Here is a 13,363-nt window from a genome sequence, read left to right as displayed (position 1 = left end):
ATGACGACCAAGCTCTCTTTTAAAAACAAGAACCGGTTATTGGTAGCCGGGGCGGCGGTGTTCCTGCTGGTAGCCTGGAACCTGGCCATCCGGAACACGGTGAACGCCCTCTCGTTAAACATGCAACTGGAGAAACAATTGAACGAGCAGGAAAACCTGCAGGACAACCCCGCTTATATGCGCAGGAACCTGCAGGAGATCGACCTGCTGCTGGCGAATTACCGGGTAGATTCCCTGGGCTGGAGCAATGAGTTTTGGCTAACAACCTCGGGGATCGCCGCCCGTAAAAAAGCAGAGATCATGTATGAACCGGCGAGGAGATCCGCGGAAGACGATAGCGTAAAAACAGTGCTGACACAAAGCATCAGGATGAAGGCCGGCTACCGCACACTGGTGGTTTTGCTGGATACCTTGGCCCGTGTAAAGCACATGGGGATGATCAGCACGGTGTCTATTAAATCGGTAAGGCAACCGGGGCTGCAGGAAAGTGGTCAGCCGGTAATGGAAGTAAGTTTTAGGGCGATAAAAAATATCAAAAAATGAAGCATCATCACACCAGGATCATTTGCGGTTTCTTGCTTATGGCACAGCTATATGCCTGTACCGAATTTATTGAGCCGTCGGTGGCTGAAAAGCAGGTGACCCTGCTGGCGCCTGCCGACCAGTACGAAAGCGGTGAATATATGCAGAACTTCTGGTGGGACGAGGTAGAATATGCGTTGTCGTACCGGTTCCAGGTAGTTACGCCATCCTTCGGCTCGCCGGCAAAACTGGTGCTTGATACGCTGATCTCCGGGAGCGAGCAGTTCCGCGTTATCCTCGATCCCGGGCTTTACGAATGGCGCGTACGGGCCGAAAACGGCAGCAGCCATACCGCCTATGCTACGCGTGGGTTCAGGATCTACCGCTCGTCTATCAAGGAGCAGCAGGTAATACTGGCCCTCCCCGCCAATAATACGCTTACCAACCAGGCCGATGCTACGTATTCGTGGTCGAAACTGTATGGTTCTACCCGTTACCGGCTGCAGGTGGATACGAATAATTTTGCCGACGAGTCGAAACTGGTGTTTAATGCCACCACACCCAATCTCGGGTATACCGTGCCGTTGTCTGCCAACAAAATACAATACTGGCGTGTAAGGGCTGAGAACGATACGGAACAGTCCAAATGGTCTGATATCTACAAAATCGTATCCGATCAGCTTGCACCGGCTACCGTGGCCTTAACACTTCCTGATGACAATAAGGTGCTGCCGAAACCCGTTTCGCTCCAGTGGGCCGTTGTAACGGGTACAAAAAGCTATGAGCTGGTGGTCATGAAAAGCGATTCGGCGACGCCTTACAGTTCCGCATTCCCGGTAACACTGAACGGTACTTCCTATTCCTTCAACGAATCGGCGGCAACAGGCAAGCTTTACTGGAAAGTGAGGGCGATAGACGAAGCCGGGAACAGGGGAGCATACAGTGCGGTAAGAGGTTTTACCATCCAGTAAGCCGGGGATGAAGTCAAAAGCGACTACTTATTGGTTAATCGTGGTTGTGATCGCCCTGTGGGGAATGATCATCTACCGGGTGATCAGCGCTACGGGAAATGAAGAGGCTATACCCCTTCGCATGGCGGTGAAAGCCAAAGAGCCTCTCCGTCGCTATAAGATAATGGATACCGTTAGCCTGGTATTAAACTACCGCGATCCTTTTGCCGGCGACAAATATCGCCAGGAGCAAGTAATCGTCCCGGCAGCGCCTTCGAGCAGGCAAGGTCCGCCGCCCATACAAGCGCCCACGATGCCGGCACCCCAGGTAAGATATCTGGGTTACGCCACCAGCCCCGAGACGAAAAAGATCTCTGCCATTATCATTATGAATAACAAAGAACAGATGGTTTCCGAAGGTCAAACGATAGATGGACTTAAGCTGCTTAAGAACCTGAAGGACTCGCTCCAGGTTAGCTACCAGGGGAAAACTATGTTCATTAAACTGAATTGAGGATGAAAATTATTTACCTGTTTGTGTTAAGTATTTTGTGCGCGCCGGTGTATGCACAGCGTGCCGGGGAGTATAAAGCGTTGCTGAATGATAAGATAACGGTAAATTACCCCGACTATACGGTCACCGCCGGGGTTAGCAACCCTAAAAACAATTTTATTGCCAGGCCTGGGAAGACTTATCATTGGTATTCGGCCAACCGGATCCGTACCACGCAGGGCGGATTTAGCGGGAAACTGCTCGATGGAAATTATACGGAATATTACCTTAGCAAGGACCTTAAAGAGAAAGGCAGCTTTAAAAATGGTCTCAAGCACGGTGAATGGTTGGCCTGGTCGGCCGATGGTAAACTAAAAAGCCGCGAACGATGGCGTACAGGTGCAAAATACGGGGATTATTTTGTGTACGATCCAGCCGGGAAATTGCTGGAACAAGGGACATACCGCAACGATAAATTGAACGGGAAAGTGCGTAAATACGTGGCAGATTCGGTGGTGGTTACCCGTTATAAAAACGGGAAGTCTTTTGTTCCTAAAAATAGTGTGGCGGACTTTTTAAAGCGGGTTAATCCCTTTAGGCGCGCTCCTAAAAAGAAATAGGGGAGTGCCCCGGCATGTGCGAAATTGTCACTCACTTCCTTTCGTTTCCTTGGGCTGCCTTTATTCCTGCTTCCAGGCCTTCGTTCCAATGTTTGTATTCAGGGGTATAGTACAGGTACAGGTTGCTCGCTATCGAACAATTAGTAATAGGCCACCTCGTTTTTCTCCGTGAGCTCTTTTAACTGCCACGGCTGCGGCGATAAGCCTCCCGGGATACCGATCTTGGCAACGGCCATCGGCTGAGGCGTTCCGGCCGTATTCCGGCAGGAATGCAAGTAGCGATTTCAGCATAAGCGCAGCACAAGAGTGAGCCGTTATGTGCTCACTCCATGGGGATGCATGGGGACAGGTTTTCCATAACAAATGTTATTTTTGACTGGAGCTTTTGAGCCCATTCCTTACCATGAGGTACGAGATCTACGCGCCATGCGAACGTTTAAAGCCCTACGTAAAGCACCTGGTAATTTCCGAAGCCGGGGAAGCGCAGACGTACCCCGTGCTGCCGGGAGCTGCTGTAGTGATGGGCTTTCAGTATCGCGGGAAGCTTGAACTGGTAGAAAAGGGGCAGCCACAGGCCCTGGCCAGTTCGGGGATCACAGGTTTGCTGGACGCTTACAGGCTTTTTAAAAACAGCCCTCAAACGGGCACGGTGCTGGTGGTATTTACAGAGACGGGCGCCTCTCATTTTATGGCGATACCCATACACGAGCTATTCCGGCAAAGCATTGCGCTGGATGCGCTTTTTAGTCGCCGGCAGACCAGCGAAGTAGAAGAGCAGCTGCAGTATGCTGGCAGCGACCGGGAACGCATCAGTATCGTGGAACGTTTCCTCGTTGGTAACCTTATTAGTCTAGGGCGGGATAAGCTGGTTCAGCAAGCGATTCATCACATTTATCAATCGGGTGGTACCGTACGCATCAGCCAGGTGGCTAAGCTCCTGAACAGCAGCCAAAGCCCGCTCGAAAAGCGTTTCAGGGCGAAAGTTGGCGCATCTCCCAAAAAGTTTGCCGGGATTGTAAGAGCCGGGAACATGGTAAACGCCTTAGAACGCGGCAGGCTGCACCTTGCGGAATACTTATCGTCGTACTATGACCAGGCGCATTTTATCAAGGACTTTAAGAAATTCACCTCTTATACGCCGGAGCGGTACCTTAAGGCGGTTCGCCGTAACAGCAAGACGGGATAAACGATTTTTTACAATTCCGGCCCAGCCATCCCCGGTAGTTTTGCAGTATAAAATCGAGACACTATGTTCACATTACAGCAAGTAAAAGAAGCGCACGGTAAAGTAAAAACAGGCGCTGATTTTCCGGCTTATGTCCGGGAGATTAAGGGATTGGGACTATTGACCTATGAATTTCGGGTTGCCGACGGATCGGTGACCTATTTTGGCGGCAACCGGTACCGGGTGACGGATCACGCCAGGTATGAGCCGTTAACGATCAATAAAGTGGCCTCTGCCGATGAATTACGCCATGTCATTGCCATTCACCAGCAGGGACAGACTGATTTTCTGACATTTTGCAGGCAGGCGGCGGCAGCAGGAGTAGAGAAGTGGACAGTTGATACCGGGAAAATGGTATGCAGTTATCTTGACAAACAACAGCGGGTGATGGTGGCGGAGCCAATCCCGGATGGCGATTATATTTAAAAATCCACGGATTATCATCTGATTGTAATCAACCGTCTTTTCCTGTTTGGCGTTAAACCATCGGGAGGATCTAGCAGTCCAACCATCATAAACGCCCGCAGCAGGGACCTGGAAAGTGAGAAGCAGGGCGTGAGGTTTAGTTTTAAGTTGAGGTTTGTTGATTGAAAAGCCGGGATCATTCCCGGCTTTTTTTATTGACCGGTTCGGCGAGCTGTCAACCGCATAACGGACCAGGCAAAATAGTTGGGGATCGGGATATGTTTTAATCCCCCCGCTTCTCTTCTATCCCCGGAATGCTGCCGGGGAGAACGACGTTCGTTTGCGGAAAAAGTTAGAGAAGTGTGCGATCTCTTCGAAGCCCAGCGAGTAAGCGATCTCCGAGATATTCCAGTCGGTTTGTTTTAGCAGGATCTTGGCTTCCTGGATGATACGGCGGGCGATCATTTCCGTGGTGGTTTTCCCTGTGTTTTCCTTTAGCACCTTGTTCAGGTGATTTACATGGATAGCGAGCGTATCCGCATAATCCTTCGCGGTGCGTAGCCTGAGCTTTTGCCTGGGGGATTCGATGGGAAACTGGCGCTCGAGCAGCTCGGCAAATAAGGAAGAAACCCTTGCCGATGCATTGTGGGCCGGGTAAAGTGCGGTAGCAGGCTGCAGTTTCTGGCCATAATGGATCAGCTCGAGCACATAATTTCGCAGGAGATCGTATTTATAGGCATAGTCTGAGGAAAGTTCGTTGGTCATCTTTTTAAAGATCGCGTCAATTTCCGCAGCGGCGCCGTCCGACACTTCGAACACCGGAATGCCGCCGGATTTGAAGATCGGAAGCTCATCCAGCATCACGCCGCTCTTTGCTTGTACCAGGAATTCGCCTGTGAAAATGCAGAACCGGCCGGATTGTTTAGTGTCGTAGGGTATGTAGTTGTACGGGATCTTTGGCGTGGCGAACAGCAACGCACTTTTTTCGATCTCGATCGTCTTGTCTGCATATTCGGCACGGTTATGTCCTTTTATGAGGCTGATCTTATAATACGCGCGCCTGTTATAGGGCATTACCGGTTTTGCACCTGCCCGCCCAACCAGCTCCTCCAGGTCGAAAACGTTAAAATGCCCGATCTCTTTGCTGATCCCCTCCGGAATCAGTGCCGATGTTTCCCGGTAAAACTCTTCTACGGTAGTGGTTTTCATCAGGCTTGCCATTAACTTTCTAATATAACAGATTTTGAAAGGTGATCGTTCATGCAATGGTTCAGGTGGGAAAATCCATAGAAAAGCCCCATTTACCGGTGTAAATGGGGCTTTTTTACGTCCTGTCGCCGTCTACAGCGGAAGGATCTTGATGTTCCTCCAGGCGCTTGATCCAGGGTGTTCCTGCAAAGCGATCTTGCCTTTTGCCACCTTGGCGAAATTTTCAAAGCCTTTGCTCGCAAATTTGCTGTTGGCGATCATCTTGTTCCACTCTTCGCTGCCGATCTGGCCTTCGAATGTTTTGATGCCGTTAAGGTAAAAGGTAAGGTGACCCTTGTTCTGAATGATCCTTACTTTATTCCATCCGCCGACGGGCACCGGTTTTGAAACGGTAGCGTCGCCTGCCATGTCATATAAACATCCAGCAAGGTGATTTTCTTTTTTATTGTCGGCTGCGTCGATATTGTCCAATACCTGCATTTCAGGGCCGGTCTGGTAGGTTGCGCCAAACTGGGGTTGCTCCTGGATGTCGAAGATGATGCCGCTGTTGCCGCCTTTAGAGATCTTCCATTCGAGGTTAAGCTCATAGTTCTCGTATTCTCCATTGGTTACGATGTCACCGCCGCCACTTCTTGGCTGTGAGGGATCAAAAACGATGGTCCCGTCTTTAACCTGCCATTTTGAGCCTACAGTATCTCTGCGGTAGGTATGCCAGCCGGTAAGATCTTTACCGTTAAATAGCAGCTTCCAACCTTGTTTTTGTTCTTTCCTGGTGAGCGTATTAGGGGCTTGAGCCATACTTGCAGCACCCGAAAGTGCGAAGGCCATGAATAGAATGAGTGTTTTTTTCATTAATTTTTGGTTTTGCTAAATCGAAATTAGCAAATAAAATCCGAGTGTATTAAATATCGTGTCAAATTAATATTACATAATATCACCGGGCCCTGCGTAGTATCCGACGATCTGGTGGAGATAGTGCTCCGGAGGCAATTGCGCATACCAGGTTCCACGGCGTTATTTTTCATAACGGGTATTTGTAACAAGCTTGGCAAATTTGCCGGTAAACGTTAAAAAGACGTATTATTGAGTACTTGTTACAGGCATACTAACCATTAAAACCTTACCGGATGTTCAATTTCAGCAAAGTTGCTAAAACGATTATCGCATTCGCGATCTTTCTCCCTGCCAGTGGTGCGTTTGCACAGCGGGGCGACATTGTGTGGGACCAGGCCACGCTTGTTAAAGTGTCGTCTTCTGCCAGGGGCGAACGCAACTGTGGTTACGCCAGGATGGCACAACTACCGGGCGGGACACTGCTGGCAGTTTATGAAGCCGACGGAAGTATAGTAGCCGTGAAAAGTATCGACGCCGGCGTCCATTGGGGCGATCCCGTAACCGTAGCCGCCAAAACCGAAGACACGAACATGGCAGTGCCCGATCTCCTGGTACTCGCCAATAACGACATCCTGGTTTGTTACAATCCCCGTCCGTTTCGCATAGATCCGTCGCGTAAGTTCGGGATCAGGATTAAAATAAGCCACGACAACGGCGCTACATGGTCGGCAGAAAGATCATTATATGAAGCCGGCCATCTTTTCAGGGACGGTTGCTGGGAACCATCCGCAATTCAGCTCCGCAGCGGCGAACTGCAGCTGTTTTTTGCCGATGAGGGCCCGTTTACCAATTCAGATGAGCAGAACATCAGCATGCTGAGATCGCTGGATAACGGTAGAACTTGGTCGCCGGAACCGGTTGTGGTGAGTTTCAGGCCCGGCAGCAGGGACGGGATGCCGGTACCGCTCTTATTGCGCAATAAGCGCGAAGTGGTGTTTGCCATTGAAGATAATGGATTCCGCAATTTTAAGCCGGCGGTGATTCGCAGCTCCCTCAAAAATAACTGGTCGAAAACCGTTGGTGCAGAAAGTCCCGACCGCGCCTTTGCCCTGAAAGAACCATTACCGGATACCATTTACGCTGGTGCGCCTTTTTTACGACAGCTTACTACCGGGGAAACCATCTTGTGTTACCAGGGTACCGAAGGGAGACGTAACCAGCTCCGGTTTGCCGAAATGAAGGTCGCAATAGGCGATAACAGGGCGCGTAGTTTCATAAAAACCAGCAACCCGTTCCTGATTCCTGCCAGTAAATCGGGACTGTGGAACAGCCTCTGTATTTTAAACGACGATACCATCATCGCCATAACCAGTACCAATGCCTTTTCGGCAAACGGAAGATCAGAGGTATGGATGATAAAAGGCAGATTCAGGAAAGACGGACCACGTTACTGACAGGCGAGCCGGCTGATACGGCCGCCGATGGTCACGTTATTTCTGCCGGTTTTGCAATTGAACTGATACCTTACCGATCACGTCGCCTACGGTATCTACCAGGCGGGGGATCTTCTGCGAGGCAGGTTCGGTGTTGGCGAGCGTTTCCAACTCTCTCACCACCTGCCGCAGGGAAGCGATTTCGAGGCTGTCTATAGCAGGTTTTATCTTATGGGCAACGGCGGCGATGGCTTTTATATTCCCCGCCTCATAGGCGGCCCGGATCTCCGCGACCGATTGTGGCATCTGTGTCAAAAATAAGCCGACCATCTTATCAACGAACACATCGCTGCCCTGGCTGATCTTTTCAAGTTTTGACAAGTTATATAGCGGTGTATTGCCGGGAACCGGGTCAACTTCAGCTTTAAGCGGCTTGTTTTCAGGCACCTGCTGGTGGAGGCAGGCGGCGATGGTATTCACCAGGTCGTCCTCTTCGAAAGGTTTTGCTACGAAATCGTTCATGCCAATGCCCATACAACGTTCGCGTTCTCCTTTATTGGCATTTGCGGTGAGTGCAATAATGGGTACCTGCAATTTCATATCCCGGCGGATCACGTTCGTAGCCTCCAATCCGTCCATTACGGGCATCTGAAGGTCCATTAATACCAGGTCATAGGGAGTGCGGCTCAGTTCGTCCACCGCCTCTTTGCCGTTGGAAACCTCGGTTAGCCGTGCCTGGTAATTTTCGAGCATTTCGGCTACCACCAGCCTGTTCATCTCGTTGTCTTCCGCCAATAGGATCCGGCAGTTGCGCAGGATGGTTTTATCTGCTTCGGGCCTGGGGGTACCAGTGTCTATATCCATTAACCCATTCACTGTCTGGATCAGGCGGCGGGTGGCAGACATCAGCGTTTTGAGGTAGAACCGCTGCTGGCTGTCCATGCGGGTTTTTTCGAGCTGCCTGCTCATACCCAGGATGGCATTCATGGGTGTGCGTACCTCGTGACTGATGTTTACCAGGAATGCCGATTTGCCGCTCGCCAGCCGTTTCATTGTTTCCCGGGACGCGTTCAGCTCTTCCTGCAGCGCCGAAAGCCTGGTTTTAAGGCCGGCGATCTCTTGTTTAAGTCCATCGGTGGAAAGGTCGTTTATCGGCTCCATGTTTGTCGCTCGCAGGCAGGTTTATAAGGTGATCTCTTTTCCCGGATCATTTGTAGCGGTAGATTTCCCGATGTTAAAATGAAAAGAACCGTGAAATGAAGCCGTTTTTCCGTTTATCAGGCGATAAACCTTTGGATTCGATGATCTTGCCCATTACTTTTTCAATGTTCTCCAGTTCGTATTCCCCTTTAAAAATGTACTCGAAAGCGCCTTGCTGCAGCGATTTAATCACCGTTTCTGTGCTTTCCTGGCCGGAAATGAACACAATGTAGATATCCGGCATCACGCGTTTCACCGTTTTAAGGATCTCCATCCCGTTGAGGCTGTCCATGTTATGATCGAGGAAAATAACGTCGGGTTTTTCTGCCAGTTGTTCAAGGCATGCGGTGCCGCTGCTAAAAGTCTTTACGTCTTTGTAGCCAATATTATTCAGATGCTTTTCATACATGTAAAGGCAAAATGGATCATCGTCAACCAGGAAAACTTTTAACTTTTTATCGGCTTTCATAAAATTGTTATTAAGGGATAGTCTAATAATGGTGCCAAATATAACCAATTGATATACAGTAATATTGTTTCCCGTACAAAATGCTGGTTCCAAAATGCGGGATTTGTTTCAAATCCGGCCTGTCGGACCTGAACGGGATAGAGCTGATAACGACCGCGGTTGTAAACACCGCCGGCCCGGCGACGTACGCGGTAAAGCACAAACTGGTGGAGGTTTAGTAGCTGCCTGCTCACACCGTTTATTACCTGATTTCCCGTTATTTCTTTACAACGATGGTTTTTGCGCTAACGCCGGCCTTTCCGTTCATATCTGCTCCTTCAATTAATAAAGTATAGGTGCCTGGTTGTGCGCCCGCGTAAAACGAAACGAATGCGTTCCCCGATGCGTTGGTAACAATGTTCGGCTCCCAGTGAATGGTGGTGCGAAGATCGGGAGCGGTGCTGCCGGGCAGGTATTTAGGGCGATAGAATTTTCGCGGGAACGTGAACGCCAGTGGCTTATGTAAGGCTACACCTGCCGTCTTCTTCATAAAAGGACCTTTGCCCGACCGGGTAGTAACTTCGATGAAGGCCCAATCCACCGACGTCGGGTAGCCCGGTGTAGCAAGCTGGTCGAAAGTGAGGAATTTCTGGCCATATTTGTAGTTATTCGTACCGCTGTACATCAGCTCGATGCCGGTTATCTCATCCGCCGTAAAGAATTCCATGAGGTCTTTCAGGTACATGAACCTGCCGTTGATGGTTTGTTCGTCCTCCACAAAAAAGTAATCGGCGTCGATACCGTCGATCACCAGCCGCATTTCTTTTTCCTTTACCAGGTAACTTTGTACCGGTGGCCTGGATTTTGGCGGGAAAATACCCGGCCCGAATCCCCTGATGTTTTTTGCCAGTAATTCACCCAATGTGATCTTGCCAAGCTTTGCGATGTCTTTTTCATCCATCGTGAAATCAGACTTCCCTGCGCCGTTGAGGTTTTTCGAGCCTTTAACCACTTTCCGTCCTACAATGGAGATCTCATTCAGCAGTTTCCCGTTTTCGGGAAGGTTGACCTGCTGCTGTCTTTTGCGGGTGGTTTTAAAGTAGCTGAGCAGCGTGGTATCGGCATTAACGAATGAGGGCGGCAATCTTCCGGCGCCCGCCGTGAATTTCGGCGGCGGAGGTGCATCAATTTCCAGGTTCACATTAAAGCTTTTACCCCTTTTATTACGCGTTTGGAGCATAAATGACAGGGTATCTGCGGGCGTAAACCCGGCGAACCTGAAGGAGCCCAGCGAATCGGTCACGGCGCTCATCAGTACCGGCGGTTTGCGGGTGGATAATAGCAGTACCTCCGTTCCGGCAACAGGCTTATTTAACAGGCTTTTAACTTTTCCCTGTACGGTAAATTCCGGTTCCGCGGCATAAGTTACCGGTTCGGCGGGTTTGGTTACCTGGTTCCAGTCGTAGCCTACCCAACCCTGGGTAAGCATCAGGTTATCAAGGTCTGTATCCGCATCCGCGTTGCTGCGGTCGAAGTAATAGCCGGGGCGTTCCACCGTGCCCTGGAGCTCGGAGGTAAGCAAGAGGTCGGTAAGGATCGTGGGGGCGAAGGTATCGGTTTTCACGAGGTTGTCGGTAGTTACCGCAAGTGAGAAGCTTCCTTCGATGGGAGCGCCGTTGCGGTCTGTCACATGGATGTTTACCGGTACGCTGTCGCGCGCGGTAACGCTCATCGCTTCCTGCCCGTTCATGCGGATATCGAGATCGTCGGGCTGCCGGATAAACACGATGCGTTCGTTCAGTGGCTTACCGGCTGCGTCGAGCAGGGTGAACCTGGCGACACCGGTAGGGAAGAGGTCCCTGGAGATTTTGCGGACCGTATTCGCGGTAAGCCTTACCTGGAAAGCATGGCAGATCACACCACGCGATTGGGCGATCAGCGAATAAGTAACGTTACTGCTCATTCCAGGGTTTAACACCCCCATGCTGATGATCAGCGAATCCTTGTTTGAGAGGTTATCCACATGCAGCACCGTGCCAACAGGGGCAACTGCCGGAAGCGGGTAGCTTTTAATGCTCTTATCGGGAAGCTGTACCAGGGCGGTGTATTGTTCACCGGCTTTTGCGGCGAGGTTAAACGAGCCCATTCCGAGATGGCCGGTGTTAAAAACAGCCACTTCCTGCTGGTTGCCGTTGCGCACGACCCGGCCCCTTACCTCCGTTCCTTTACCGTCTTCGCCGATGGCTTTAAAGCCGACGCGACCGGGCAAGCCGGCCACCAGTGAACCGCCTTCCGGGAGGAATTGCACGTCGACGGTCCCGGGACGGTTAACGGGCAGCGGGATGGAGATCTTTCGTCCGCCTTCACCTTTGCGCAAGTCCTCCGCCAGTAAAGTCAGTTGGGTCGCCGGTGTTTTCGGCGGTAACTGCATGGCCAGGTCCAGGCTGCCGTCTGTGCCCGTTTCCACGTTTTTACGGAAGATCTCTTTCTTCCCGTCCAATACTTTTACCAGCATTTCACGTAGCCCCAGTGCCTGCGTATTATCTTTATCGAAGCGGAGAGAAAGACGAAGGCTATCCCCGCTGAGCTGGTTGGCGAGTTTCACACGCCAGCTTTGTTCGCCGCCGGCGATGCGGAGCTCACGCTTAAATACGTAGGTCTCCCCAAAATTACGCATCCATTGGGTATAGGCCCGCAATACATAATTCCCGTCTGCCACCTCATCCGCGTTAAGCGCAATATTACCCCAGGTTAGTCCCATTATCACGGGCAGCATGACGCGCCTGATCACACGGTTACTGTCATTGGCAAGCTCAACGTACAGTAATCCGCTCCGCTTTGACGCGGTCAGGTAATCGGCATTAACTACGTAAGCCTTGTACCAGATGGTGTCGCCCACGGCATAATAGGGTTTATCGAGGTGCAGCGAAACTTTTTCGACGGGAAGCGCTTCCTTTATCTTTTCGAAGGCGGCCACCTGGTATTTCAAACCCTGGCCGAAGGCGTTGGAAACGAGTAGAAGCAGGCCTGAAAGACAGGGGAAACGGCAAATATGAGCGGGTATCTTCATCCCCTAAACCTAGTAATTTTTAAGAAAAATCTATCCCTGCCGCTTCCGCTTTCATTTATCGGAGATGTTACGAACCCTTCTTATTAAAAACAATCTCCACCCAAATACCTTTACATGAGAATTTTTTGAAACCGTTTTCAAAAAATCATACATTTCCGCATGAAATCCAAGAATTCTCAAAAGAACATTTTTTGGGCCTACGCCTTATCACTCATCATCCTGGTCGCAAGTACGGTACTATCTTACCTGGCGCTGGAAAAGCTCCTGGACACCACACGCTGGGTAGACCACACCAATGTAGTGATCATTAACCTCGAAGACGTTGTTTCTTCTATGAAAGATGCCGAAACCGGGCAGCGCGGCTATCTCCTCACCAACGACCCCGATTTCCTGGAACCTTACACCGGCGCTAAGGAAAGAGCGAAAGCGGCGTTTGACAGTGTACAGTTTCTTACCAGGGATAATCCCCGGCAGCAGCTAGCCTGCGATACGCTGCTGGACCTGCTTAAAGCGAAAAACCTGAAGCTGGCTGATATGATCTCGCAGAAGCGGTCGGGAATTACAGTCAATGCCGACAGCCTCCGCAGCGGAAAGGCCACGATGGACCGCATCCGCGGCGTGATCAGCCGTATGCAGGCGAGGGAGCTGAGCCTGCTTGTCACCCGCACCGCCGAGATGGAACGATACGCTTCCTATACGCCGCTGGTCGTTGTGCTCGCCTCGCTGATCGCCATCGTGCTGACCGTCGTTTTTTACCTCCGGATCAAGAAAGACCACGAAGCGAGGACGCGCCTGGAGCAGGAACTGGTATTGAAGGATGCCGACACCGTCCGTAAGATCTCGGTGATCGACCACATGGCTAACCAGATCGCCGACGGCAATTACGGTCTGAGAATAAAAGATTCGGATTTCGGTGATCCGAAATAGCGCAGTGGTTTAGTATTATTGTATAAA

General features: G+C 50.8%; 14 protein-coding genes. 8 read left to right on the top strand and 6 right to left on the bottom strand.

Annotated features, from left to right (window positions below; all coding sequences use genetic code 11):
- From GS398_RS10600 to GS398_RS10585, 4 genes are read left to right on the top strand one after another with little or no spacing between them, the layout of a single operon-like run.
- Complete coding sequence (locus GS398_RS10600; protein ID WP_160906729.1) at positions 1-543, top strand: hypothetical protein; 543 nt, start codon at positions 1-3, stop codon at positions 541-543.
- Positions 540-1,493, top strand: a complete 954-nt coding sequence (locus GS398_RS10595; RefSeq protein ID WP_160906728.1) for a fibronectin type III domain-containing protein — start codon at positions 540-542, stop codon at positions 1,491-1,493. The genes GS398_RS10600 and GS398_RS10595 overlap by 4 nt, the downstream gene beginning before the upstream one ends.
- 7 nt (positions 1,494-1,500) lie before the next feature.
- Positions 1,501-1,986: a hypothetical protein gene (locus tag GS398_RS10590; protein WP_160906727.1), complete on the top strand. Its 486-nt coding sequence runs from the start codon at positions 1,501-1,503 to the stop codon at positions 1,984-1,986.
- A gap of 2 nt (positions 1,987-1,988) precedes the next feature.
- On the top strand, positions 1,989-2,585 hold the full coding sequence (locus tag GS398_RS10585) for a toxin-antitoxin system YwqK family antitoxin (RefSeq protein WP_160906726.1): 597 nt from the start codon (positions 1,989-1,991) through the stop codon (positions 2,583-2,585).
- 140 nt (positions 2,586-2,725) lie between these two features.
- Here GS398_RS10585 and GS398_RS22670 read toward each other — a convergent pair whose 3' ends face one another.
- A complete protein-coding gene (locus GS398_RS22670; protein ID WP_255494199.1) occupies positions 2,726-2,860 on the bottom strand; it encodes a hypothetical protein in 135 nt (44 codons plus the stop codon).
- 110 nt (positions 2,861-2,970) lie between these two features.
- Between GS398_RS22670 and GS398_RS10580 the strand changes: the two genes are divergently transcribed.
- Both GS398_RS10580 and GS398_RS10575 read left to right on the top strand, forming a co-directional pair.
- Entirely contained in the window at positions 2,971-3,771 is an 801-nt protein-coding gene (locus tag GS398_RS10580; protein WP_202406014.1) for a helix-turn-helix domain-containing protein, read from the top strand.
- Between the two features lie 63 nt (positions 3,772-3,834).
- On the top strand, positions 3,835-4,236 hold the full coding sequence (locus tag GS398_RS10575) for a DUF1398 domain-containing protein (protein WP_160906725.1): 402 nt from the start codon (positions 3,835-3,837) through the stop codon (positions 4,234-4,236).
- 282 nt (positions 4,237-4,518) lie between these two features.
- On the opposite strand, the gene GS398_RS10570 is transcribed toward GS398_RS10575, so the two are convergent.
- Both GS398_RS10570 and GS398_RS10565 read right to left on the bottom strand, forming a co-directional pair.
- A complete protein-coding gene (locus GS398_RS10570; RefSeq protein WP_160906724.1) occupies positions 4,519-5,424 on the bottom strand; it encodes a helix-turn-helix domain-containing protein in 906 nt (301 codons plus the stop codon).
- A gap of 132 nt (positions 5,425-5,556) precedes the next feature.
- On the bottom strand, positions 5,557-6,276 hold the full coding sequence (locus GS398_RS10565) for a 3-keto-disaccharide hydrolase (protein WP_160906723.1): 720 nt from the start codon (positions 6,274-6,276) through the stop codon (positions 5,557-5,559).
- A gap of 275 nt (positions 6,277-6,551) precedes the next feature.
- Between GS398_RS10565 and GS398_RS10560 the strand changes: the two genes are divergently transcribed.
- A complete protein-coding gene (locus tag GS398_RS10560) occupies positions 6,552-7,712 on the top strand; it encodes a sialidase family protein (protein WP_160906722.1) in 1,161 nt (386 codons plus the stop codon).
- A 36-nt stretch (positions 7,713-7,748) separates the two neighbouring features.
- Here GS398_RS10560 and GS398_RS10555 read toward each other — a convergent pair whose 3' ends face one another.
- The 3 genes from GS398_RS10555 to GS398_RS10545 form a co-directional block, all read right to left on the bottom strand.
- Complete coding sequence (locus tag GS398_RS10555) at positions 7,749-8,852, bottom strand: ATP-binding response regulator (protein WP_160906721.1); 1,104 nt, start codon at positions 8,850-8,852, stop codon at positions 7,749-7,751.
- Between the two features lie 73 nt (positions 8,853-8,925).
- Positions 8,926-9,360 (bottom strand): response regulator, encoded by a 435-nt coding sequence (locus GS398_RS10550; RefSeq protein WP_160906720.1) that lies wholly within the window; start codon positions 9,358-9,360, stop codon positions 8,926-8,928.
- Positions 9,361-9,616: 256 nt separating this feature from the next.
- A complete protein-coding gene (locus GS398_RS10545; protein ID WP_160906719.1) occupies positions 9,617-12,409 on the bottom strand; it encodes a hypothetical protein in 2,793 nt (930 codons plus the stop codon).
- A gap of 159 nt (positions 12,410-12,568) precedes the next feature.
- Here GS398_RS10545 and GS398_RS10540 point away from each other — a divergent pair, with 159 nt between their 5' ends.
- A complete protein-coding gene (locus GS398_RS10540; protein WP_160906718.1) occupies positions 12,569-13,336 on the top strand; it encodes a CHASE3 domain-containing protein in 768 nt (255 codons plus the stop codon).
- Positions 13,337-13,363 lie beyond the last annotated feature (27 nt).

The organism is Hufsiella ginkgonis, from assembly GCF_009834915.1.
GTDB lineage: Bacteria > Bacteroidota > Bacteroidia > Sphingobacteriales > Sphingobacteriaceae > Hufsiella > Hufsiella ginkgonis.
The sequence above is the reverse complement of the archived record's forward strand: the minus strand, read 5'-3'. Positions and strand labels throughout refer to the sequence as shown.

Bases quoted from the DNA above. Each gene is read 5' to 3' on its own strand.
- GS398_RS10600 (WP_160906729.1), top strand. From the start codon at position 1: ATGACGACCAAGCTCTCTTTTAAAAACAAGAACCGGTTATTGGTAGCC.
- GS398_RS10595 (WP_160906728.1), top strand. From the start codon at position 540: ATGAAGCATCATCACACCAGGATCATTTGCGGTTTCTTGCTTATGGCA.
- GS398_RS10590 (WP_160906727.1), top strand. From the start codon at position 1,501: ATGAAGTCAAAAGCGACTACTTATTGGTTAATCGTGGTTGTGATCGCC.
- GS398_RS10585 (WP_160906726.1), top strand. From the start codon at position 1,989: ATGAAAATTATTTACCTGTTTGTGTTAAGTATTTTGTGCGCGCCGGTG.
- GS398_RS10575 (WP_160906725.1), top strand. From the start codon at position 3,835: ATGTTCACATTACAGCAAGTAAAAGAAGCGCACGGTAAAGTAAAAACA.
- GS398_RS10570 (WP_160906724.1), bottom strand. From the start codon at position 5,424: ATGAAAACCACTACCGTAGAAGAGTTTTACCGGGAAACATCGGCACTG.
- GS398_RS10565 (WP_160906723.1), bottom strand. From the start codon at position 6,276: ATGAAAAAAACACTCATTCTATTCATGGCCTTCGCACTTTCGGGTGCT.
- GS398_RS10560 (WP_160906722.1), top strand. From the start codon at position 6,552: ATGTTCAATTTCAGCAAAGTTGCTAAAACGATTATCGCATTCGCGATC.
- GS398_RS10555 (WP_160906721.1), bottom strand. From the start codon at position 8,852: ATGGAGCCGATAAACGACCTTTCCACCGATGGACTTAAACAAGAGATC.
- GS398_RS10550 (WP_160906720.1), bottom strand. From the start codon at position 9,360: ATGAAAGCCGATAAAAAGTTAAAAGTTTTCCTGGTTGACGATGATCCA.
- GS398_RS10545 (WP_160906719.1), bottom strand. From the start codon at position 12,409: ATGAAGATACCCGCTCATATTTGCCGTTTCCCCTGTCTTTCAGGCCTG.
- GS398_RS10540 (WP_160906718.1), top strand. From the start codon at position 12,569: ATGAAATCCAAGAATTCTCAAAAGAACATTTTTTGGGCCTACGCCTTA.